This is a genomic window from Thermomicrobiales bacterium (genome assembly GCA_023954495.1).
In the GTDB taxonomy this organism is placed as follows: domain Bacteria; phylum Chloroflexota; class Chloroflexia; order Thermomicrobiales; family CFX8; genus JAMLIA01.
In genome coordinates, this window is record JAMLIA010000014.1 from 1 (window position 1) to 22,531 (window position 22,531).

At 66.0% G+C, this 22,531-nt stretch carries 21 protein-coding genes; 15 read left to right on the forward strand and 6 right to left on the reverse strand.

Features of this window, described 5'->3' with window-relative positions; genetic code table 11:
- The 5 genes from M9890_04395 to M9890_04415 all read left to right on the forward strand — a co-directional run.
- The coding region (locus M9890_04395; protein ID MCO5176201.1) for a lysylphosphatidylglycerol synthase domain-containing protein at positions 1 to 516 on the forward strand (516 nt) is incomplete at its 5' end.
- Positions 516 to 3,200: a hypothetical protein gene (locus M9890_04400; protein ID MCO5176202.1), complete on the forward strand. Its 2,685-nt coding sequence runs from the start codon at positions 516 to 518 to the stop codon at positions 3,198 to 3,200. The genes M9890_04395 and M9890_04400, both read left to right, overlap by 1 nt.
- Before the next feature lies 1 nt (position 3,201).
- Positions 3,202 to 4,014 (forward strand): class I SAM-dependent methyltransferase, encoded by an 813-nt coding sequence (locus tag M9890_04405; protein MCO5176203.1) that lies wholly within the window; start codon positions 3,202 to 3,204, stop codon positions 4,012 to 4,014.
- Between the two features lie 16 nt (positions 4,015 to 4,030).
- On the forward strand, positions 4,031 to 4,963 hold the full coding sequence (locus M9890_04410; GenBank protein ID MCO5176204.1) for an alpha/beta hydrolase: 933 nt from the start codon (positions 4,031 to 4,033) through the stop codon (positions 4,961 to 4,963).
- Positions 4,960 to 5,778: a class I SAM-dependent methyltransferase gene (locus tag M9890_04415; GenBank protein ID MCO5176205.1), complete on the forward strand. Its 819-nt coding sequence runs from the start codon at positions 4,960 to 4,962 to the stop codon at positions 5,776 to 5,778. The genes M9890_04410 and M9890_04415 overlap by 4 nt, the downstream gene beginning before the upstream one ends.
- Here the strand turns inward: M9890_04415 and M9890_04420 are convergent.
- Together M9890_04420 and M9890_04425 are read right to left on the reverse strand one after the other, a co-directional pair.
- Positions 5,775 to 6,524, reverse strand: a complete 750-nt coding sequence (locus M9890_04420) for a PIG-L family deacetylase (protein ID MCO5176206.1) — start codon at positions 6,522 to 6,524, stop codon at positions 5,775 to 5,777. The genes M9890_04415 and M9890_04420 overlap by 4 nt on opposite strands.
- Before the next feature lie 43 nt (positions 6,525 to 6,567).
- Positions 6,568 to 7,779, reverse strand: a complete 1,212-nt coding sequence (locus M9890_04425) for a hypothetical protein (GenBank protein ID MCO5176207.1) — start codon at positions 7,777 to 7,779, stop codon at positions 6,568 to 6,570.
- A gap of 267 nt (positions 7,780 to 8,046) precedes the next feature.
- On the opposite strand from M9890_04425, the gene M9890_04430 reads away from it, so the two are divergent.
- The 5 genes from M9890_04430 to M9890_04450 all read left to right on the forward strand — a co-directional run bounded on the left by M9890_04430 (position 8,047) and on the right by M9890_04450 (position 14,407).
- Positions 8,047 to 10,164, forward strand: a complete 2,118-nt coding sequence (locus M9890_04430; GenBank protein ID MCO5176208.1) for a helicase-associated domain-containing protein — start codon at positions 8,047 to 8,049, stop codon at positions 10,162 to 10,164.
- Between the two features lie 164 nt (positions 10,165 to 10,328).
- Positions 10,329 to 11,081, forward strand: coding sequence for a DUF3386 domain-containing protein (locus M9890_04435; GenBank protein ID MCO5176209.1), 753 nt, complete (start codon positions 10,329 to 10,331; stop codon positions 11,079 to 11,081).
- A 208-nt stretch (positions 11,082 to 11,289) separates the two neighbouring features.
- Positions 11,290 to 12,423 (forward strand): ABC transporter substrate-binding protein, encoded by a 1,134-nt coding sequence (locus tag M9890_04440; GenBank protein MCO5176210.1) that lies wholly within the window; start codon positions 11,290 to 11,292, stop codon positions 12,421 to 12,423.
- 4 nt (positions 12,424 to 12,427) lie between these two features.
- Positions 12,428 to 13,549 (forward strand): iron ABC transporter permease, encoded by a 1,122-nt coding sequence (locus M9890_04445; protein MCO5176211.1) that lies wholly within the window; start codon positions 12,428 to 12,430, stop codon positions 13,547 to 13,549.
- Positions 13,550 to 13,552: 3 nt separating this feature from the next.
- A complete protein-coding gene (locus M9890_04450) occupies positions 13,553 to 14,407 on the forward strand; it encodes a heme ABC transporter ATP-binding protein (GenBank protein ID MCO5176212.1) in 855 nt (284 codons plus the stop codon).
- Here M9890_04450 and M9890_04455 read toward each other — a convergent pair.
- The 3 genes from M9890_04455 to M9890_04465 all read right to left on the reverse strand — a co-directional run bounded on the left by M9890_04455 (position 14,404) and on the right by M9890_04465 (position 16,943).
- A complete protein-coding gene (locus M9890_04455; GenBank protein MCO5176213.1) occupies positions 14,404 to 15,390 on the reverse strand; it encodes an ABC transporter permease in 987 nt (328 codons plus the stop codon). The two genes, M9890_04450 and M9890_04455, sit on opposite strands and share 4 nt — an antisense overlap.
- A complete protein-coding gene (locus tag M9890_04460; protein MCO5176214.1) occupies positions 15,387 to 16,397 on the reverse strand; it encodes an ABC transporter permease in 1,011 nt (336 codons plus the stop codon). The genes M9890_04455 and M9890_04460 overlap by 4 nt, the downstream gene beginning before the upstream one ends.
- Positions 16,398 to 16,580: 183 nt before the next feature.
- Complete coding sequence (locus M9890_04465; GenBank protein ID MCO5176215.1) at positions 16,581 to 16,943, reverse strand: RidA family protein; 363 nt, start codon at positions 16,941 to 16,943, stop codon at positions 16,581 to 16,583.
- A 127-nt stretch (positions 16,944 to 17,070) separates the two neighbouring features.
- Between M9890_04465 and M9890_04470 the strand changes: the two genes are divergently transcribed.
- The 5 genes from M9890_04470 (at position 17,071) to purD (ending at position 21,995) form a co-directional block, all read left to right on the forward strand.
- On the forward strand, positions 17,071 to 17,991 hold the full coding sequence (locus tag M9890_04470; GenBank protein ID MCO5176216.1) for a hypothetical protein: 921 nt from the start codon (positions 17,071 to 17,073) through the stop codon (positions 17,989 to 17,991).
- A 77-nt stretch (positions 17,992 to 18,068) separates the two neighbouring features.
- Positions 18,069 to 18,785 (forward strand): M48 family metallopeptidase, encoded by a 717-nt coding sequence (locus M9890_04475; GenBank protein MCO5176217.1) that lies wholly within the window; start codon positions 18,069 to 18,071, stop codon positions 18,783 to 18,785.
- 19 nt (positions 18,786 to 18,804) lie between these two features.
- A complete protein-coding gene (locus M9890_04480) occupies positions 18,805 to 19,017 on the forward strand; it encodes a hypothetical protein (protein ID MCO5176218.1) in 213 nt (70 codons plus the stop codon).
- Between the two features lie 102 nt (positions 19,018 to 19,119).
- The gene (guaA, locus tag M9890_04485) at positions 19,120 to 20,715 is read left to right on the forward strand and encodes a glutamine-hydrolyzing GMP synthase (protein MCO5176219.1); all 1,596 of its coding nucleotides are present in this window, start codon (positions 19,120 to 19,122) and stop codon (positions 20,713 to 20,715) included.
- An 8-nt stretch (positions 20,716 to 20,723) separates the two neighbouring features.
- Complete coding sequence (gene purD / locus M9890_04490; GenBank protein ID MCO5176220.1) at positions 20,724 to 21,995, forward strand: phosphoribosylamine--glycine ligase; 1,272 nt, start codon at positions 20,724 to 20,726, stop codon at positions 21,993 to 21,995.
- On the opposite strand, the gene M9890_04495 is transcribed toward purD, so the two are convergent.
- Entirely contained in the window at positions 21,992 to 22,513 is a 522-nt protein-coding gene (locus M9890_04495; GenBank protein ID MCO5176221.1) for an NUDIX hydrolase, read from the reverse strand. The two genes, purD and M9890_04495, sit on opposite strands and share 4 nt — an antisense overlap.
- Positions 22,514 to 22,531: the final 18 nt, after the last annotated feature.

The following is a 22,531-nucleotide window of genomic DNA, read 5'->3' on the forward strand; positions in this document are numbered from 1 at the left end:
GCTCTTCTGGTGATCGGCCCCCAGCCATTCATGGACGCCTTCGCCGGCTACGGTCACACGGCGCGAATCGCGCTGATCGTCGGCGCGATTGCGCTGATCGCGATCGTTGTTCTCATCGGTCGCGAGCGCATGCGGCGTGGCATTGCGCGGATTCGTGAGGCATTCGCAGCCATCGGCTCGCGCATCGATCGACCGGCCGTCGCCTGGTGCACGGCGACGCTCTGGCTGTTGCAGGCAGCGGTGATCGCCAGCCTGCTCTGGGCGCTCGGCATGAGCCTGTCGCTGACGGCCGTTCTCTCGCTCTCGACGATCCCGCTCCTGCTCGGTCAGGTCGTGCCGCTTCCCGGTGGGCTGGGAGTCCGCGAGGCGGCGATGGTCGCACTGGCCGTGTCGGTCGGGATGAGCAGCGGCGAGCTACTTGGCTTCGCGATCTTGCAGCGCGTGCTGCTCGTTGTCGCGCTGCCGGTCGCACTGCTTGCGGTGCGCATCGCGCGGCGGATCGGAGTGGTTGCCTGATGCTGCGCCACCTGCCGACCGACACGGCGACCCGCAGGCTGCTGACGCTGTTCCTCATCGGCGGGGCGATTCGCCTGCTGGTGATGCCGTTCACGCTGCACTTCGATGCCTATCAGATCTACTCGCGGGCTGCGGAGGCGGCGTATCAAAACCAGTGGTTCGGCTTCACCAGCCAGTTCCTGATTCAGGAGTTGCACAACGTCTGGCTGCTGCTGATCCGTCCGTTCCTGCCGGACAGCGCCGACATCTGGTCACCGACTGCATCCACGCTGGGCGTCGGCGCGAGTCGGGCGGACTTCGAGCGTTTCCTGGCCTACGACCACCTGTTCCGACTCATCTTCCTGATGAAGCTGCCCTACGTCGTCGCCGACCTGACCTGCGCCTGGCTGCTGACGCGCCTCGTCGCCCCGGCTCGCCGGGTGGCCGTCGCCGCGTTCTGGCTGCTGAACCCGATCGTCATCTTCTCGTCGGCGATCTACGGGCGCCACGACAGCATCGCGATCCTGCTGGTGCTGCTGTCGCTGCACGTCGTGCGTGGCGGATCGGACGCGCGGCGGGTGGCGGGACTCGGGCTGCTCGGCGCTGCGACGCTGATGCGCTTCTTTCCGATCGTCATCGTGCCGTTCTTCCTGCTGGCGTTCCGGCGCTCACAGCGGCAGTTGCTGCTCTTCCTCGGACTGCTGGCCGGCATGGTCGGGCTGGTCGAGATCGCCGGGTTGGCTACCTCCGGCAAGAGCACGATTCTGACGGTGTTGAACACCTACGAGCATCTGCAGTACTGGTTCGATGCCGGCTTTTACCTGCGCTTCGACGACTGGATCCTGCTCTTCCCGGTCGTCTTCGCCATCTTCGTCTTCTGGGCGTCCGAGCGCGGCGTGACGGCAGACGAGTACCCGCGCTTCGCCGCAGTGGCTTACCTGCTTGTCTTTGCCCTGACGTTCTTTCACCCGCACTACGCCATCTGGCTGGTGCCGTTCCTGGCCCTGACGATCGCCTGGACGCCGCGCATGGTCGTCTATCACGCGATACAGGTCGTCTGCGTGCTGGTCTATTCGGCGCAATGGGGCGCGTGGACGACCTGGAATCTGCTGGAGCCACTGCTTGGGGATCGCGTCGCCAGCCTGCCTGATCCGGTCGAGGCGATCTCGGCGCAGATCGACCCGCGCATGTTCTTCGGCCTGTTTCGCTCGCTGCTGACTGCCGTGTCGCTCTGGATGGCCTGGCAGATTCTGCGCGGCCTGATACAAACATCAAACGGGCGCGGCAATGGCGTGCTGCGCCCGGACCCGGAGCGGATCGCGAAGCGGTCGCTGATCGTGCCGGGGGTGCTGCTGCCGCTGGTGCTCGTGACATCCGGCTGCACAACGCAGGTGACAGGATTCAGCAGCCCGGTCGCGCACGACTACAGCGGCCTCGCCTGGCAGCCGCTGACGCAGTCGGTGGAGCAGCCATTCCTGGCCGGGTCCGGCATCGCGGCGGCGGTGGCTGACGATCCGAAGACAACGCCGGCTGAGCTGCAGGCACGACAGGCGGCGCTGCCGGAGGACGTACGTTCCGGCGATCTGACTGAGATGCGCGTTGCTCTGCGCCTGGCCGAGGACACCGGAGGCGCGTGGCAAACCGGCGCGCAACTGGCGCTGCGCTACGCTCCGGAGCGTGACGAGCGCTTTCCGGAGCGCGATTTCAGCGCCTGGGACGCCGACGACATCTGGCTGCCTGGCGATGGCTTCACCGTCAGCCAGTCGTTCGTCGCGCCGTACGACGGGCTTGATGGCGTGACTATTCGCGTCGCCACGTTCGGCGGCGACCTCGCGGCGGGTCCGGCGACCGTTGGCGCTGTGGATGCTGAGTTGCGCGCGCTGCCGATCGACGGCTCGCTGCTCGCGACGTTGCCGGGCGGTACCTCAGTCGAGGCGCTCGGTTCTGCCGAAGGTTGGGCGCGAGTCCGGATCGATGATGGCCGCGAGGGCTTCGTCTCGCTCGCTGCGCTGGCGACGTATCAGCCGCCACTCAGCCAACCAGTAGGTTCGCTTCACGCCACGTTGCTGGATGCTGACGGCGCAGTGGTCAGTGAGACCGAGATTTCGGCCAGTGACCTGCATGACAACAGCCATCTGACGATCCGATTCAATCCGGTTGAGGAGTCGGCGAACCAGACGTTCAGCATTCGGCTGGATGTGCCGCCCGGCGTGACAGTCCGCGCGACCGAAACGGATGTCTACGCAGACGGCGAACGGTCCGACGCAGCGGGTGATCTCATCTTCCGACCGGAGTTCGTTGAGCCGCCGCCGCTGGTGCAGGTGTCGGTTGATGCGCTGCCGCGCCGCGACGGCTGGCTGGTACTAGACGACACGCCGTCCGTCCGAGCCGGTACGATCCTCGCGCTGATCGTCAAACCGGGCGCTGGCCCGGACGCGGACATTTTGCAGATTGGCATCACCGCCGACCGCGCGCCGTACGGCGGCTGGGTCGCGGATGGTGTCGATGGTGTCGGAGCGCTGGGCCTCCGGACGGTCTATGAGCGACCGATTGACGTCGGCGCGATCCTTGGCTCGGCGGGATCCGAGCTGCGCGCAGGAGCGCGTGCCGATCTGTTGTTTGCGGGCGTGTTCGTCCTGGCGTTGATTGGGCTAGCGGCGATGTCGACGCTGACCTTCCGTTCGTCCCTGAAGGGAGCGCGCTGACGTGGTTGTCGATCGATCCCGGCGGCGTTGCCTCCTCTGTGGAGTGTCTTTCGAGGGTCGCACGTTCCTCTGCCGCGCATGCTCCGACCGCTATCGTGGCCAGCCGGTGCCGCCCGAGGTGCGCAAGGCGTTCTACGAAGCGCTCGACCGTGAGTACCCGGCGCGCTCGAACACTTACGGCGCGTACAACGAGCCGACGGCGCTGCTGGCCGAGATCGAGCGGTTGCCGCGCGATGTCCGCATCCTTGAGCTCGGCGCAGGTGGCGGATTCCTGGCCTCCCGGCTGACCGCAAGTGGCTTCACGCGCCTGACGCTGAGCGACCTGACGGCGACCTCGCTAGCGGCCCTGCGCACCAACGCGCCGGACGCGCTCCTGGTCGGCGCGGATGCCGAGCAACTGCCGTTCGCCGACGCTGCATTCGACGTTGTCATCTCCAGCGACGTGATCGAGCATCTACCGGAGACTGAGCGGCACATCGTCGAGGTCGCCCGCGTGCTGGTTGTCGGCGGGCGTTACTATCTGAAGACGCCGAACCGCGTCATGGCCGATGCGTACTATCGCTTGCGCGGGCTGCACGATGCCTACTTCTGGCATCCCAGCATGTTCTCGCCGTCGGAGCTGCGCGACGACTTCGCGCGGCACGGCTTCGACGTGCGACTGCTGGCCCAGCCGCGGCTGACCGATGCGCAGCTCGCCAAGCTGCCGGGGCCGCGCGTGTTGCGGCCGATTGCGGGACGCGTCCCGCTGCGTTGGCTGCCGCCGATCCTGCGCCCGCACCTGGAGGCCGTCGCGACCAAGCGAAACATCGAGTGAGCAGAGAGGCTCAGTCATGCAGACAACAACCCAGTCGCTGTCTTTCTCCTGGCGCGATCTGTCGCTGGTCGGCACGCTGCATCTGCCGGAAGGCGATGAGCCTCACCCGGCGATCGTCATGCTGCAAGGCTCCGGCGAATCTGACCGTGACAGCTACGGCTACTTCCCGCCGATCCGAGACGCGCTGTTGCGTCGCGGCATCGCAGTCTATTCGTTCGACAAACCGGGCATTGGCGAGTCGAACGGCGACTGGCGTGGCTACGCGCTCTACGATCGCGCCGACCAGGGTATGGCGGCGATCGAGGCGGTGCGCGGCGCAGACGGGATCGATTCGCAGTGCGTCGGTGTCTGGGGTCACAGCCAGGGCGGCTGGATCGTCCAGATCCTTGCCGCCGACCATCCCGAGCTGCCGTTCGCAGTCGCCAGCGCCGGCCCCGGCATCGATGTCACTGCCCAGGACCTGTACGGCTGCGAGCAGCTGTTGCGTAAAGCGGGGTTGTCTGACGATGAGATCCAGCGTTCGCTGGCGGAGTTCGAGGCGGTCCACCATGCGGCCATGCGTGGCGACGACTTCACAACCGTCCAGCAGATGTTGCAGGGCGCGAAGGACGAGCTGTGGTATCAGTACCTGCCTATCGAGGATGCGGAATTCTGGCAGATGATGGTCGCCTTCACACAGGAGGCCTACGACCCGCCTGCGACGCTGGCGCGCATTCAGGGCCCGTTCCTGGCGGTCTTCGGCTCGCTCGACCCACTCCTCCCGGCGCGCGAAAGCGCCCGCATCTGCTCCGAAGCGCTGGACGCGGCCGGCAACGCGAACGGGACGGTTGCGCTGTTCAGCGGCGCAAACCACCGGCTACTGATCGAGGAGACGGGCGAGTTTGCCGGTGGCTATCTCGATCTGCTGGGTGCCTGGGTGGCGCGCTTCGCGGGGGTGGCGGATTCGTGAGCAGCATTGAGCGTACATCGAGCGGCGGCATGCGCTTCACCGGCGAGCGGGTCATCCCCGAGATGCCGGAGATGCGTGTCACGTTCATCCAGAGTCTCGCCGCCTATGAGTACGCGGTGACGATGGCCGACGATGCTCGCGTCATCGACGCTGGTTGCGGCGAGGGTTACGGGTCGGCGTTGCTTGCCGAGCGCGCGGCCTTCGTACTCGGGCTCGACCAGTCTGCCGAAGCGGCTGCCTGGGCGGCCGGGAAGTACGGCACGAGCGACCGGCTCGGCTTCGCCGCTGCGGACGTGACGGCGCTGCCGGTGGCCGATGGCGCAGTCGACCTCGTCTGCTGCTTCCAGGTCCTTGAGCATTTGCCTGACCCGGCTGCATTCTTGACCGAGGTGCGCCGAGCGCTGGCTCCCGGCGGCGCGCTGGTGCTGACGACGCCGAACCTGCTCGTAGCCGGGGCCCGGCCGAATCCGCACCACGTCCAGGACTTCAGCCCTGCCGCGCTGGAAGCCACGCTGCGCTCGGTCTTCGAGGATGTCGAGCTGCTGGGCGTCTTCGGCAGCGACTCCGTGGCTGCCTATCGCTCCAAGAACGACAGCGTCGTCAGCAAGATCGTCCGGCTGGATGTCCTCGGCCTGCACCGCCGCATTCCCGCCCGCATCGCCGAGCCGATCCACGTCGGCCTGACCCGTATCGTGCGGCGCGTGCTGAATCGCGGCAACCGCGATCTCGTCTCGACGTTGACGACCGCCGATTTCCCGGTTCGCGGCGGAGACGTCAGCCGGGCGATCGATCTGCTGGCGGTCTGTCGACGCTAGTCCACCTTCAGGTACTTGAACGCCTCGGCGTACTCCATCGCATCAGCGCCGGGGAACGACTTGAAGCGCGCGAATGCCGCGGCATCGCGTGCCCAGCCGGTCAGGGCCGAACGGAAATCCCAGTCGCCCATTTGGCTCTTGTGCGCCGCAAGCGCATTGAGCTTGGTTTCAAGGTGCGCGCCGATATCGATGAACGTGTCGCATTTCGCCAGCGACGAACCGATGTAGACCTCGCCGACCTTGTGTGGCTCCAGACCCTCGGCCAGCAGCTCCGGGAAGGTGAGGCGGTCGCGGGCAGACGGGAAGACCGCCGCCAGCGTGGCTTCGCCCATCGCCAGGTGGTCGGGATGCTGGATGTACTCGGAGCCCTCCCAGCGCGCCGTCGGGTCCTGACAGAAGACGACGTCTGGCCGCACCTGCCGGATGATGCGGGTGAGGTCGCGGCGCATCGCGAGATCCGGCACTAGCTCGGCATCGCGCATGCGCATGAAAACGATCTCGCTGACGCCGAGGGTGTCGGCGGCGACCTTCTGCTCGGCCTCGCGGGTTGCGACCAGCTGCTCGCCGGTCATGTTCGGGTCGTCGCTGCCCTTGTCGCCGCTGGTGCCCAGCACCAGGATGATCTCGTCGCCTTCGGACGCCCAACGTGCCATCGTGCCGGCGCAGCCGAATTCGGCGTCGTCCGGGTGCGCCATCGCGACCATGACGCGGCGCGAGGTTCGTGGTTCGGTGTGTTCCTCAGTCAATCTGTGTCCTCCGTGTGTTGCTCGCGCCGTTGCTGGCGCGTGACTAATTGAAAGCCGTCGCGCCGCGCGCGATGCGGCAGACGGCGAGTGGGCTTGCCGTGATGGTCTGCTCCAGCGTCGGCAGGGCCGAGCGTTCGATCAGCACGAGCGCCGCCCCGCCATCACCGCCACCCATCATTCGCGCGCCATATACACCCGGCACCCTGCGCGCTGCTGCGACGAGCGCTTCTACCTTCGGATGGCTGATGTCGTAGAGCGCGGCCGAGGATTCGCCCGACGAGTTCATGATCCGACCCAGCTCGACGAGGTCGCTCGCCGCAATCGCCGCCTCCGCTTGCTTGACGCGCTCGACCTCCTGCACGACATGCCGCAAACGCTGGTCAAGCGGAGCTGGCAAATGCGCGGCGGCAGCTTCCAGCTCCGACGGCGCCAGATCGGCCAGCGCGTTGATCTGATAATCGGCGTGCTGCAGGAGCTGGAGAGCCCGCGTGCATTCGGCAACCCTGGTCGGGTAGCGCGACGTTCGCAGCGAGTGTGGCACGCCCGAATCAATGACAACAAACACCGTGTCGCCCTGCGGTGGTGTGAGCCGTTTGATCTGTTCGCGCTGGTTCGAGAAGCGCAGCAGACCGCCAACGATCGATGTCACCTGATCGAGCAACCCAACCGGGATGCCGAGCCGATGCTCGCCGGCTTGCGCGATCTGCGCGATGCGGAACCTGCCGGAGTTCGACGCCGTGATCCGATCCAGCGCGCCGACGAGCGCGACGAACAGCGCCGATGACGACGCCAGCCCCAGCCCGAGCGGGATCGTTCCGCGGTAGTACAGCGCCGCACTGGTCAGCTGCATGCCGCCTTGCAGCGCAGCAGCCACGGCTGCACGCGGAAGCGCGTACCAGTCGGGCGAATCTGCCAAAGGGCTATCGGGCGCGTCCCGGATGCTTCCGAGCGGTTCGCTCATCGTCTCGCGACCAACGTCGGGCGCGGCCACCGTCAGCATGCCGTCGTCGCGGCGTTGCGCCGCGACGGCGACCCAGCGATCGATCGCAGCCGAGACCACGTTGCCGCCGTTGTAATCGACGTGGTTGCCGACGATCTCGATCCGACCGGGGGCCAGAATCGTCACGTCCGGCGCACTGCCCCAGATCGCCGTCGCTCGCCGACGCACGGGAATCGCAAGATTGGCATCGGCCGGGACGTAGCCGAAGCCATTGTCAGTCTCGATGTCGCCCTGTTCGCGGTTGTTCCCTGACATGGGGCTGATATTAGCAGTTGCTGTGAGATGCGGGGGCGTTGTTGGGTGTGCATCGAGCAGTCGCAATCGTTCGTCCTCTGAGTCGGACTGCGTCGGGCGGGTGGGCCGACGCCGATACGTCCGTACGACGATGTCGGCGTCGGCTCTTTCATCTACGTGCTCTCCATGCTGGAGCTGTTGCGCCATTCATCGACAACCAGCGTATTTCCCTATACTTCAGCACACGCTGCTGTAACGCCGAGGCCATCGTGTTGAGGAGGGCTGACGATGCGAAACCTGCTGGGTCGCTTGCTGCAACGCTCGTCGTCTGACCTCGAACGCATCGCTGCGGCGTGGGCGGTTGAGCTGAGTGGTCATGAGCGTCACGCCGATGTCTCATTCCTCTACCGCACGATGACTGACATCTGGGCCTTCCGGGATGTCTGGGAGCGCGTCTCGCCGGTCGGCAAGCGGTTGTTGCAGGTGCTTGATGTCCACGATGGCGCAGCCTGTCCGCCGGATGAGCTGGCGCGCGAGGCGGGCATCGAGCGCGAGGCGGCGGCGCGTGAGCTGACGGTGCTCTACGACTGTGGACTGATCGCCGCCGAAGAGGCTTCCACCGACGCCGCGCGGGGAGAGCGACCGGTCTTCCTGCCGCGTGAGACGGGCCTGATGATCGAGCGGATTGAGGCCGAGCAGGCTACCGATACGCGCTGGGATGCACCGCTCGATCAGTTGCTGGCGACCGTGCCCTACCCCGAGCTGGAGGAAGCGGCGACAGCCTGGGGGGCGCGCGTGATCCCCGCCATGCACGCGCGCGGCGAGCTGGTCGGGCTGTTGCAAGCGCAGCTGTCGCGGCCGGAGCGGGTCAGTCGTCAGATTTCCACGCTGTCGCAACCGGCCCGCAACATCTGGGCGCGGCTCAAGACGGCCGGCGGCACCGTGCCGCTGGATGAGCTGCTGGCCCCGGCGGACGTGCCGCTGCAGACACGGCGGCGCATCCTCCGTGAGTTGGCGGCGTCGTTGCTGGTCTGGCACAGCTACGCGTCAGATGGGAGCCGGTTGGCGGTCGTGCCGTCAGCTATCCTCAATCCACCGCCGGTGGAACAGGAGCCGCCGCCCGATCTGCTCGTAGTCGACGATGGCGATGTCGTCGAGCCGGAGTGGCTCTTTCCGTACGCGGCGACCTGGGATGTATTGACGATCCTGCGCGATGTTGCCAACGCCGCGCCGCGCTGGCGCGCGCTGGCTGACGGCGATCCTGCTATTCTGCGCCGCTTTCGTCGGCGGCTCTGGTGGGCGGATCGCGAGACGCACGACCTGCCGACTGGCTACGTCCCGTTCATCGTCCGTACTGCCGCGCTGGCCGGCATTGTCCGCGAAGATGATGGGCGCGCCGTCCTGGGTGAGGATGCTGGCGGCTGGCGGGAGCGCAGCTTTGCGGCAGCGAGCAAGCGGCTGGTTGCCGCCTGGTTGGTGGCAGAGGACTGGGTCGAGGGCCGCGAGCGCGTCGATGCCATGCTCTACGGTGCGTCGTGGCCCGCTTTCCGCGAGCGGCTCATTACTGCGCTCGGCGAGCTTGACGAAGGTCAGTGGTATGACCAGGAGCGCTTCATCGAGCGCCTGCTGAAAACGCACCCCGACCTCCTGCGACAGGCATCGGTTGTTTCAGTCGGGTCGGTGCCGCGAGGCGGACGCGTCGATGGCGCGAACGCGATCCAGGACCGTCGCGAGCAGATCCTGACCCTCGTGACTGGCACGACCCTGGAAACTGCCTGTGTCTGGCTCGGCATCATTGAGCGTTCGACGATCCTGCAGGACCGTCGCGCTGTCCTGCGGCTGACTCCGTTTGGGCGCTGGGTCGCCGGGAAGCGGGTTGAGCCGTCGGCACCGTCGATCGGCCCCGCGCCAATGGCGGTCGGTGCCAGTTTCCAGGTGCTGCTCTATCGTCCCACGCCGCGCCGCGTCTGGTCCCTCTCGGCGATAGCTGAATTGCAGTCGCTTGATCGCATCTCGACCTGGGGACTGACCGCCGAGGCGTTCACCGGAGCGCTCGCCGGTGGGCTGGTGCTGGCGCAGGTCGTCGCCTACCTGGAGCGCCAGAGCGGTGCGCCGCTGCCACAGAACGTCGGATTCACCCTGGCCGAGTGGGATCGCGGCTATCGGCGTATCTGGCTACGGCGTGCGGTGCTGCTGGTGTCGGAGGAGGGCGAAGAGGGCGAGCCGGTCGTCGCGGCGCTCAAGGAGGCCGGGCTGGAGCCGGAGCTGCTCGCAGATGGTCGCATTGCGTTGATCTATGACGAGCCGGACGCCGGCGAACGACTCTACGGCGCGGCAACCCGCGCCCTGCGCGAGCGCGGCTTCGCTCCGCTGGCCGATCCCAAGTCGGTGCCGCGAAAGCGCTAACGCGGACCCAAGTCGAGCGACTCTTCCGTCATCCACCTGTGAACTTCCCTTGACTCCCCATGCTCGCTGAATTACCCTATATCCGATCAGGATAGTCGGGATTATGCCGTGCCTCCCAATGATGGTGAAGAGCGCTCGGCATCAATACAGGAATGAGGGTGACGGTGGGCACGTCTGAAGCAGGAGTCCAGAACTCCGAACGCGCACATGAGCTGATGAGGCAGGCGCACGACTCGGGCTATCGATTCCCGGAGGGGTTCAACGGCTTCCGCGCGAAGCTGTCGTATCAGATCGGCATGACGGAGGCCGAGGCTGATCTGATTGTGCGGGGTCCGCACATGATCGAGATCACCGCACCGGACGGCGTGGAAGTCAACCCGTGGGTTCGGCGCGAACTGATGTCGATGGCCGGACACCGCTGGCATCTCCCGTACGAGGAAGCCGACGGGAAGCACGTCCTGACGCTCGATCCGGATGGCGACGAGGACCCGCTCGGTCAGCGCATCGGTGTGCGCAACGACTCGTACGACTCCTCGTATCGTGTGGCCAACGGGCGCGTCGCGCAGGTCAATCGCAAGGTCGGGCCGATGCGCTTCTCGATCTGGATTCAGGGGCGAGTCGACACCGGCGATGGTCGCGAGCTGCCGAACTACTTCACGGTCAGCTACTGGGATGCCAAGTCCGGCAAGTTCCAGCGCAGCGACATCTACACCGATCGCTATGCGGATGTCGATGGCGTCTGGCTGCCATTCGAGCGCCGCATTGTCACGGCGGACGATGACGGCATGCGATCCCAGCGGCTCGCGCTGACCGATCACCAGTTGCTGACTGCTGAAGAGGCCGGAGCGGACGCGGAAGCGCCGTATCACCACGTCCATCAGGAGTCGGAAGCGGCGTCACAGCCCGGCGACGAGTAAGTGAGACGGCGGCCGACATGAGCCGACCGCCGCACGTGTGGAACAGCACCATGTTCGCAGGATGGCCGCTGCAACGGTCATCCTGCTTAGCCACCAGCCGCCTCCGCGATGAAACGGACGACGGCCATCGGCGTGATGCTGCGGTTCGAGTGTAGCACCCAATGCGGGAACCTCGGATCGGGCATTGTGCCGTCGAAAGGATGAGCAGATGCTCGCGCGTCCCCTCCGGTTGATGCGCTCCCTCCTGGTATTGATCCTGATCGTCACGTTCGTCGCCGCCTGCGGTGGGGACGACGACGACAGCACTGCTGCCGCGACAGCGACGTCGCCGGCAGCTGCCGAGGCGACGTCGGCTCCGACCGAGCCGCCGGCCGAGCCGACCGAGACCGCCACGCCAGAGCCGCCTGAAGCGACGGCAACAACGCCACCTGCCTCGCCAACAACCGCGCCGACGGCGACAGTCGAGCCGACAGTTGAGCCGACTGCCGCATCGGGCCAGTCGCTGCCGGTGACGGTTACTGATGCCGACGGCGTCGAAGTGACCGTGACCGACACCAGCCGGATTGTTGTTCTGTCCGGTGACGTGGCTGAGATCGTCTGGGCAGTTGGCCTGGGTGATTCGGTCGTCGGCACCGACATCAGCGCGACCTATCCGGAAGGGGCCGCTGCGCTGCAGAACATCGGCTACCAGCGCACACTGGCCGCCGAGGGTATTCTCTCGCTCGATCCAACGCTGATCATCGGTGGCGCGGCTGCCGGACCGCCCGAGGTCATCGAGCAGTTGCGCGCGACCGGTGTGCCGGTCGTGATCATCGCTGACGCGACTGGCCTGGACGGTGTCGGCTCCCGCATCCGCTCGGTTGCCGAGGCGCTGGGTGTTGCGCCGGTCGGCGACGAGCTGGCGACGACCGTTGACGGTGAGATCGCGGACGCGCTGGCGCTGGCTGAGACGGCCGAGAGCGAGCCAACCGTCCTGTTCCTCTATGTGCGCGGCACATCGACGCAGATGATCGGTGGCATCGGCACGACCGCTGACATCCTCATCGACGCCGCCGGTGGTATCGACGCCGGGTCGGCAGCCAACATCCAGGGCTATCAGCCACTCACCGCCGAATCGCTGGTGACGGCGAACCCCGATGTTCTCCTGCTCCTGACGGCCGGTCTGGAGTCGATCGGCGGCGTTGATGGCCTGATGCAGATCCCGGGCGTCGCCGAGACGCCAGCCGGTCAGAACGGCAACGTGCTCGACTTCGACGATCTCTACCTGCTGAGCATGGGCCCGCGCACCGGCCAGGTGCTGCACGACCTGATCCTCGGGCTGCATCCGGAGCTGGGGCAGTAGGGTCATGGTGGCAGGCACACACCAGCCCGCATCATCCACGAAAACGCCCGAACGGGCCGGCGATACCATCGTCGGCCCGCCGGCCAGCGCCCGTATGGCTGGTCGGCGAGCCATCGTGCTGGTCGGCAGCAGTGTCGCGCTATTGGTCGCCTTCCTGCTGAACGTCGGCGTCGGAGCGGTGTCGATCAGCCCGATTCAGGTCGTCGGTATCCTGCTGTCGCACGCCGGTATTCAGACGGACATCGCCTTCACTCAGCAGCAGGACGCGGTGCTCTGGGCGATTCGCCTGCCGCGAGTCACTCTGGGCCTGATGGTCGGTGGTGGGCTGGCGATCTCCGGTGCGGCGTTGCAGGGTGTCTTCCGCAACCCGCTCGCCGAGCCGGGACTCGTCGGCGTCACCAGCGGCGCGGCGGTCGGCGCGATCGGGATGATCCTGCTGGGTATCTCGCCGTTCGGACTGCTGACAATCCCGATGGCTGCGTTCGTTGGTGGGGCGATCGCCACTGGCGTCGTCTATCTGTTGGCGCGGCAGGGCGGCCGGACCGAGGTCGTTACGCTGATCCTGACCGGCATCGCCATCAACGCGATCGCTGGTGCGGCAACCGGTTACCTCACCTTCCTGGCATCTGATCAGCAGTTGCGCTCGATCGTGTTCTGGTCGCTCGGCAGCCTCGGTGGCTCGACCTGGCCGGCGGTGCGCAGCATCGCGCCGTTCTTCATCATCGGTGTCCTGCTCATGCTGCGCCTGTCGGCCTCGCTGAACGTCCTCGTCCTCGGCGAGAGCGAGGCGCGTCATCTGGGCGTGAACACCGAGCGGGTTCGCATCGGGGTGATCGCGATCGCGGCGATGCTCTCGGGCGCGTCGGTCGCTGTTGCCGGCATCGTCGGCTTCATCGGGCTGGTGGTGCCGCATCTCATCCGCCTGATCGCCGGGCCGGACCATCGGCTGCTTGTACCGGTCTCCGCGATCGGTGGCGCGGCGCTGCTGATGATGGCCGATCTAGTCGCGCGCACGATCGTCATCCCGACCGAGCTGCCACTCGGCGTCGTGACGGCGACGATCGGCGGGCCGTTCTTCCTCTGGCTGTTGCACCGCACGCGGCGGGCGCAAGGTGGATGGGGGTAAGCAATGCTGGATGAGAGCGTATCGGCAAACACCGCCGTGCTGAGCTGCGAGCACCTGTCCTACGCCATCCACGATCAGGTACTGGTGGACGATGTGCAGCTTGGCGTGTCGCCGGGTGAGGTCGTCGCGCTGGCCGGGCCGAACGGAGCCGGTAAGTCGACACTCCTGCGGCTGCTGGCCGGCGATCTCGCGCCGACGTCTGGCGTCGTCAGTCTCGGCGACGAACCGCTGCGCAACATGAGAATGCGCGATCTGGCGCTGCGTCGCGCCGTGATGCCGCAGCAGCACGTCCTGCAATTCGCCTTCACCGCCTGGGATGTCGTCATGATGGGCCGCTCGCCGCACGGCACTCGCTCGGAGCCGCCCGGCGGCAGTGCAGACGTCGAGATCGTCGTCAACGCGATGCGCCGTACCGAGACGGACTATCTGGCGGAGCGGACCTATCCCAGCCTGTCGGGCGGCGAACAGGGCCGCGTCACGCTGGCGCGGGTGCTGGCGCAGGCCACGCCGATCCTGCTGCTTGATGAGCCGACGGCGGCACTCGATATCCGCCACCAACACCTCGTCATGGAGGTCGCGCGCGAGCTGGCCAACAAGGGTGCGGCGGTGCTGGCCGTGCTGCACGATCTGAATCTGGCCGCCGCCTATGCGGACCGGATCGCACTGCTGAATCACGGATGTGTCGCCGCCATTGGCTCGCCGTGGCATGTCCTGACCGCAGAGCGCCTGACTGAGGTCTTTGACTATCCGGTATCAGTGAGTTCGCACCCCACGCACGGCTGCCCGCTGGTGATAGCGTTGCCGGGCGATTCGGCACGGCAAAGAGACGTTGCGACACTGGCCGCGATGCGTGCCTAGATCGATTTGGTGCGCGGGTCCAGATAGTCACGCAGGCCGTCGCCGATCAGGTTGAAGCCCAGCACGGTGATCGAGAGCGCGATACCGGGGAAGGTGATGTACCACCAGGCATCGCGGAAGAAGTTGCGACCGTCCGTGATCAGCCGCCCCCACTCGGGCGTCGGTGGTTGAGCGCCGAGTCCGATGAATGACAGCGACGAGGTCGCCAGAATCGCGTAGCCAATATCAAGCGTCATCTGAATGATTATCGGGCTGACCGAGTTGGGCATGATGTGCCGCACCAGCACGCGCCGATCGGACGCACCGGACGCACGCGCCGCCTCGATGAAGTCGCGCGACCGGATCGTCAGCACCTGCGCGCGCACTAACCGCGCGTACCACGGCCAGTAGACCGCCGCGAGGGCGATGACCGCGTTGCGCAGGCTCGGGCCGAGAGACGCCGAGATGGCGATCGCCAGAATCAGCGCCGGGAAGGCGAGGAACATATCGGTGAAGCGCATCAGGATCTCGTCGACCATGCCGCCCGCATAGCCCGCAACCGCGCCGATGACTGTCCCGACGCTGACGGCGACAGCGAGGATGACGACGGCGATGATGAGCGAGTACTTCGCGCCGGCGACGACGCGCGAGAAGACGTCGCGCCCGAGGTCGTCGGTCCCGAACCAGTGCCGCGCCGACGGCGGTTGAAACTTCTCCAGGATGCAGGAATTCGTCCCGCCGCACTTCGGCGCTGTCGGGTGATATTCCGGCCCGCGCGATTGCACCAGCGCCGTGCCGAAAATCGTCATCAGCAGGAACACGAGGATGATGACGGCCCCTGCGACGTTCAGCCATTTGCGACGGAAGAACAGCCGGTAGAACTTCTGCAGGCGCAACCGGAAGGTGGCTTCCTCCTGGAATGCCGCGCGCCGTTCGGCTGCTGACAATGGCTGCTTCGCGGGGTCGATGCTTCCGGGGCTGGACACCGAGTTGTCAATGCTCATGAAAAATTGATCCTCGGATCGATGACGACATACAGCACATCGACGACGAGATTCACGAGGACATACACCACCGCAATCAGTAGCGTCGTCCCCATGATCGCGTTGTAGTCGAACTGGTTTACGCCGGTCACAGCGTAGCGACCGAGCCCCGGCCAGGAGAAGACGATCTCCACCAGCACCGCGCCGCTGAGCAGGATGCCGATCTGAAGACCGACGACCGTCAGTGTCGGCAGCAGCGCGTTCTTCAGTGCGTGGCGAACGATAACGGCGCGTTCCGCCAGTCCCTTCGCCCGGGCTGTGCGGATGTAGTCCTGCCCCAGGATCTCCAGCATGCCGCCACGGACCATGCGCGTCACGACCGCAAGCGATCCATAACCCAGGACAACAGCCGGCAGGAACAGGTGCTTGGCCGCCAGCCAGAAGAGGTGCAGATCGCCGTGCAGCAGCGCATCGACGGTGTAGAAGCTGGTGATCTGGCCGGGCGGGTCGACTCCAATTGGCAGCCGTTGACCGTCCGGTAGCCAGCCGAGCTTGCTGAAGAACAGGAACTGGAGCATCAGCGCCAACCAGAACGACGGCATCGCCAGACCGCTGATCGAGACGAGCCGACCGATGTTGTCAATGATGCTGTTTGGCCGGACTGCAGAGAGAACGCCAAGTGGCAGCCCGACGATTAGCGACAGGACGAACGCGGCGAACGCCAGCTCGGCGGTGGCCGGCAGGTACTGGCGCAGGTCGTCGGTGACCGGGCGGCGCGTGCTGGTGGAGTCGCCGAGATCAAGCGTCAGGATTCCGCGCATGTAGCGTACGTACTGCTCGGGGAGCGGGTCGTCGAACCCGTACTGCTTGCGGATCTTCGCGACCGATTCGGCGCTGGAGCGCGGCCCGGCGACGAGTCGCGCCGGGTCGCCGGGAATGACCCGTGACAGCCCGAACGTAATGAGCGACAGCCCAAACAGAACGAACACGAGAAATATGAGACGGCGAACGATGAGTCGGAGTACCAACTTGGCAGACTCCTCGCCATACGAGAGGCTCGCGTTGGAGCAATCGCTCCCCCGCAGGCTCCTGAATATTGGGATGGTTCGTTCTAACAGGTACGCGAAACGAGGTCAAGAGTCTACGACATCTGAGGAGGAGCCACCCGACGCATTGCGATTCGCGTCGGGTGGTGCTGGAGTGATTACAGGCTAGTCGCCGGCGAGGGCGATGCAGGCAAAGCCGCACTTTGCCTGAGTCGGCACACCGAAGCGTGCGGTGTGGCGGGCAGGCTTCCCGTTCGGAAAATGCTTCTTGTACTCCCGATTGATCTCATCATAGTCGGCGGAGTTGGTAATCAGGAATGTGACCTGGATGACATGGTCCATCGTCGTGCCGGCTTCCTCCAGCACGGCCTTCATGTTGTCCAGCGCCGCGGCGGCCTCTTCGGTTGCCGTCCCGTGGATGCCGGCGGAGATACCCGACACGAACACCAGCCCGGCTGCCTTTGTCGCCCGTGAGAACGGACGCGCCTCATCCTCTGTCGGCTCGCCAAAGAATTCGATTCCGTGCATCGAACACGACCCTTTCTTCCTGCGTTCGGTTGTGAGTAGTTGCCGCGCATCATGCCAGCCCGCTGGGGCGCAGGCAAGTCCGCAGCTAGAATCGCAGGCAGGTTGGAGCGAGATGGAGTGTGAGCCGGTGAGTCGTGTCGCGTCGGAAGTCCTGGAAGCACTGCAGCGCCGCTACCCGCAGGCGGCGGTCGAGGCGCAACCTGACGGGGGCGTTGCCGTTGTCGATCGTGATGGTTTGGCTGCGAGATACCGGATCGTTTCGCCGGATGCGCTGGAGCAGGTAGAGCGCACGGCCCGCATCCTCCGGAGCGGAATTCTGCGGTCGCTGCCCAGGAGCGTGGCTTCCGGTGCGATCGAGGTGGTCTCAACCGCGTCTCGCGGCGACGTTTTGCTTGCGCTTGATGCCCCACGACTCTCGGAATCGAACATCGACGCAGCATCAATCCGGCAGATCCTCGGCGCGCTGGCCCGGATGCACGCGGTGTTTGCCGGATTCCCGGCGCGATTGACGAGCAGCCTCGGCCTGCTGCCACTCGGCCAATGGCTCTCGCTGGATCGGCCAACTGAGGAGTCGTCTGGAGCGGTCGTCGATGGCTGGCGACGCTGCGCGGAGCGGATCGGCGGCTCGTGGGCGCAGATAGACGCGCTGCTGGCCCGCCCGGCCCCGCTCGTTGAGGCGTTGCGCGATTGCCAGCCGACGATCGTCGTCGGCAATATCGTCCCAACCGAACTCTCTGTTGAAGACGAGCGCGTCGTCCTGCACGACTGGACGCTCGCCACGCGCGGCCCGGGTGCGCTTGATCTCGGACTGTTCGTCGCGGCGGCTTCCGGGCAATCACCGCTCTCCATCGCCGAGTGCGTCGAGGTCTACCGCGTCGAGCGTGCGGCGGCTGGCCGCCTGCCCGCTGACGGCGAGCGCTGGGAGCGCGAGCTTGCCCTCGGCTTGCTCGCGGGGTTCCTGCGCTGCGGCTGGCAGCTAAGCGCCGACGCGGACACGCTGGCTGAGTGGCAGATAATCGTTTCCAACGCTTGCGACGCGATTGGTTGACGCTCTGGTGGCGGCGCGTGCGGCGGACAGGTACGGTTTCAGTATGACGAATTGCGCCACGCCTGATCTTTTCAGACATGCCTGAGCCAACCTCGATACAGGTCGAGCTGAGTGGCCGATCTGTGCCGATCACACTGCGCGTCAGTCCGCGCGCGCGGCGACTGCGCATGCGCGTGCTGCCTGGTGTCGGCGTTGAGGTCGTGCTGCCGCGCGGCGTCAGTCCGGACGACGCGCTCCGCTTTGTGCGCGCCGAATCTGCCTGGGTGCTGCGTCAGGTCGATGCATTAGCAGCACGCCCGCCCCTGCTCCAAATTCGCGAAGGTGCGCAGATACCGTATCAGGGCGGGACGCTCGTGCTTGTCATGAGCGAGAGCAGGCGCATTCGCCGTGTTGGCAATTCGCTGCACATCCCGTCTGGCAGCGATCACGCGGCGATCGAGCGCTGGTACCGCGCCCAGGCGCGGCGGATCTGCACCGAGCAGGCAACCGTCTTCGCGGCAACGCTGGGCGTCGGATTCGGGCGTATCGCCATCAAGGACACCAGCACACGCTGGGGTAGCTGCTCGACGAAGCGCAACCTCAACTTCTCGTGGCGTTTGCTGCTCGCGCCGCCCAAGGTGCTGCGCTACGTCGTCGCCCACGAAGTCGCCCACCTGCGCGAGATGAACCACTCGCCGCGATTCTGGGCCGTCGTCGAGACGCTCTGCCCGCAGTACCGGGAGCATCGCAGGTGGTTGCGGACGCACGGCGCTGATCTGGCAGCCTGGCCACGGGTGGCGCAAGAACACTCGTGAATGCACGAAAGGACATCTCGTGATCGGTCGAATGCTCAGCCTGCCGTTCGTCATCCTCTGGAGGCTGATTTCGCTCGTTCTCAATCTCGCCGGCCGTCTGTTGACGATCCTGATCGGCCTCGTGCTGGTTGTCGTCGGCGTGCTGCTGTCGCTGACGATCATCGGCGCGATCGTCGGTGTGCCGCTGATCATCCTCGGCCTCAGGCTGGTCGTGCGCTCGTTGCTGCCTTAACGAGCAATCTGTTCGGTACCGCTTCAGTAGGTACCGCTTTGACAGGTACAATTCCGCCGACAACACTCGCTATGCGCAACGACCCGCAGAGGAGCCATTGTGATGCAGGCTGAAGCCACCACCTCGTCGGCGACCAGTTCCCACGCTACGCCGACACAGGTCGATTCGGCGATCGTGATCGACTTTGGCAGTCAGACAGCACAGGTCATCGTTCGCCGCGTTCGTGAGGCAAACGTCTATTGCGAGCTCGTTCCCTGGGACGCCGACGCGTCGGTGCTGGAACGACTCCAGCCGAAGGGCATCATCCTCTCCGGCGGCCCCGAAAGCGTCTACGCCGAGGGCGCACCGCAGCTCCCGGAATGGGTGATCGACAGCGGCCTGCCGGTGCTGGGCATCTGCTACGGCATGCAGGCGTTGGCGCATGCGCTCGACGGCCGGGTTGCCGCGTCGGAGCATCGTGAGTTCGGGCCGGCGCGCGTCAGCCGCGTCGCCGATCATCCGTTCTTCCGCGACCTGCCGGAATCATTCGATGTCTGGATGAGTCACGGCGACCGGATCGAGGAGGCTCCGTCCGGATGGCAGCCGTTGGCTCAGAGCCCGAACTCGCCGATGGCGGCAATGGGCACTGAGACGCGGGTCGGCGTGCAGTTCCACCCCGAAGTCGCCCACACGCCGCTCGGACGGATGATGATCCGCAACTTCCTGTTCGACATCTGCGGTTGCACCGGCAACTGGTCGTCCGGCTCGTTCATCGAATCGACGATCGCCGGCATTCGCGAGCGAGTCGGCGAAGATCGCGTGCTGTTGGCGCTCTCCGGCGGTGTCGATTCTGCCGTCGCGGCTGCGCTGATCCACCGCGCTATCGGCGACCAGCTAACGCCCGTCTTCGTCAACAACGGCCTGTTGCGCGAGGGCGAGCCGGAGATGGTGCAGGAGGTCTTTGGCCGCCACTTCGGCATGAACCTCGTCTACGTCGATGCGACCGACCGCTTCCTCGGTCGGCTGAAGGGCGTGAGCGACCCGGAGCAGAAGCGCAAGACGATCGGCGACGAGTTCATCCGCGTCTTCGAGCGCGCCGCCGTCGAGCAGAGTGGAACGCGACCATTCCGCTATCTCGCGCAGGGCACGCTCTATCCCGACGTCATCGAGTCGGCCACGCCCGACAACAAGTCCGCCCACAAGATTAAGACGCATCACAACGTCGGCGGACTGCCCGAGGATCTGGCGTTCGACTTAATCGAGCCGCTGCGCTTCCTGTTCAAGGACGAGGTTCGCGAGGTCGGGCGTGCTTTGGGCCTGCCACGTGACATCGTCGAGCGACAGCCGTTCCCGGGGCCGGGGCTGGCTGTGCGGTTGCTCGGCGAGATCACCGCTGACGACCTCACGATTCTGCGGCGAGCCGATGCGATCGTCCGGCAGGAGATCGAAGCTGCCGAGCTGGATGATGACGTCTGGCAGTACTTCGCCGTCCTCCTGCCGGTGCAGTCGACCGGCGTGATGGGCGACTACCGCACCTACGCCAAGGTCTGCGCAATTCGGGCCGTGACGAGCGAAGACGCGATGACGGCCGACTGGGCACGCTTACCATACGATCTGTTGGCGCGGATGTCGTCGCGGATCATCAATGAGGTAAACGGCATCAATCGCGTTGTCTACGACATCTCCAGCAAGCCGCCGAGCACAATCGAGTGGGAATAGTCGTGTCGATGAATGTCCTGGTCGTCGGACCCGGCGCGCGTGAGCATGCGCTGATCTGGAAACTGGCTCAGAGCGACCGCGTCGAACGCCTCTACGCCGCGCCCGGCAATGCCGGTACGCACGATCTCGCAGAGAATCTGCCGATTCCCGTCAGCGACATCGCCGGGATCGTCGACGCTGCGAAGATGCACGCGATTGATCTCGTCGTCGTTGGGCCGGAAGCGCCGCTGGCCGACGGACTGGCTGACGCTCTGCGTGCTGAAGGGCTGGCTGTGTTTGGCCCCTCGGCGGCGGGTGCGCAGATCGAGAGCAGCAAGGCATGGGCGAAGGATCTCATGGTCGCCGAGGGCGTGCCGACGGCCCGCGCCGTCACCTGCGATTCGCTGGCGGCTGCGCTGACTGAGCTGGAGGAGATTCCCGGTCCGGTCGTCATCAAGGCGGACGGACTGGCTGCCGGGAAGGGCGTCATCGTCTGTACCGAACGCGACGAAGCAGTCGCCGCGGTGCGCGCGATGCTGATGGAGCACAGCCTCGGCGCGGCCGGCGCGCGTGTGCTGATCGAGGAGTGCCTGATCGGTCCCGAAGTCTCGCTGCTGGCGCTGACCGATGGAACGACGATCGTGCCGCTCGTTCCGGCCTGCGACTACAAGCGCGCGTTCGATGGTGACGACGGCCCGAACACCGGCGGCATGGGTGCCTACACGCCGACGTCGCTCGTCCCACCGGAGGTGGTCGACGAGTTGGTCGAGACGATCATCGCGCCGGTCGTGCGCGGCATGGCCGCCCGCGGCATCGAGTATCGCGGCGTCCTCTACGCCGGCCTGATGATGACACCCGACGGACCGCAGGTGATCGAGTTCAACTGCCGCTTCGGCGACCCCGAGACGCAGGTGATCCTGCCGATGCTGGACGCCGACTTCGCCGATCTGTGCCTGGCGACGGCCGAGGGCCGCCTCGGCGACATCGCGCCGCCACGCTGGCACCCCGGTGCCTGCGTCGGGGTCGTCCTCGCAGCCGGTGGCTACCCTGGCGCGTACGCGAGCGGACGACCGATTCGCGGACTGGATGCGCTGCCGGACGGTGGCGTCGTTTTCCACGCCGGTACGTCGAGCCGCGATGGCGACACGGTCACAGCCGGTGGCCGGGTGCTGACTGCCGTTGCACGCGGCAAGGATATGGCGGCGGCCCGCGAGCGCGCCTACGCCGTCGCCGCCGCGATCAACTTCGACGACGCCTTCTATCGTCATGACATCGCTGCGCGCGAGGTTGCGGGGGACTAGCCGCGCAGGTGTGCGTAGATTGACGTAATCGTCTTGGCGTCGGCGATTTCACCCGAGGCGATCAGCGCCGGGACTTCGTCAGGCGTGACTTCCACGATCTCAATCTCTTCATCTTCTTCAGGAGTCGCGCCGATCTCGTGCAAACCTGTCGCTCGATAGGCAATCAGCTCTTCATTGCACCAGCCGGGGCTGACCAGAAAGCGCACCAGCGGCTCGACACTGTCCGCCTGTAGCCCGACTTCCTCGTGCAGCTCGCGTACGGCGGTCGTCAGCGGGTCCTCGTTTGGCTCGCACGTACCGGCCGGTACCTCCAGCAGCGATCGCCCAATGGCGTAGCGAAACTGACGCACCAGCACCATGCGCCCGTCATCGCGGACCGGTAGAATCGCAACCGCGCCGGGATGCTCGACGACTTCGCGCGACCCGATGCGGCCGGAGGGGAGTTCGACGCGGTCGACACGCACGCGGATGAGCTTGCCATCGAACGCCAATTCAGACGAAATACGCTTTTCGGTCATCGTCTCTGTATCTCCAGA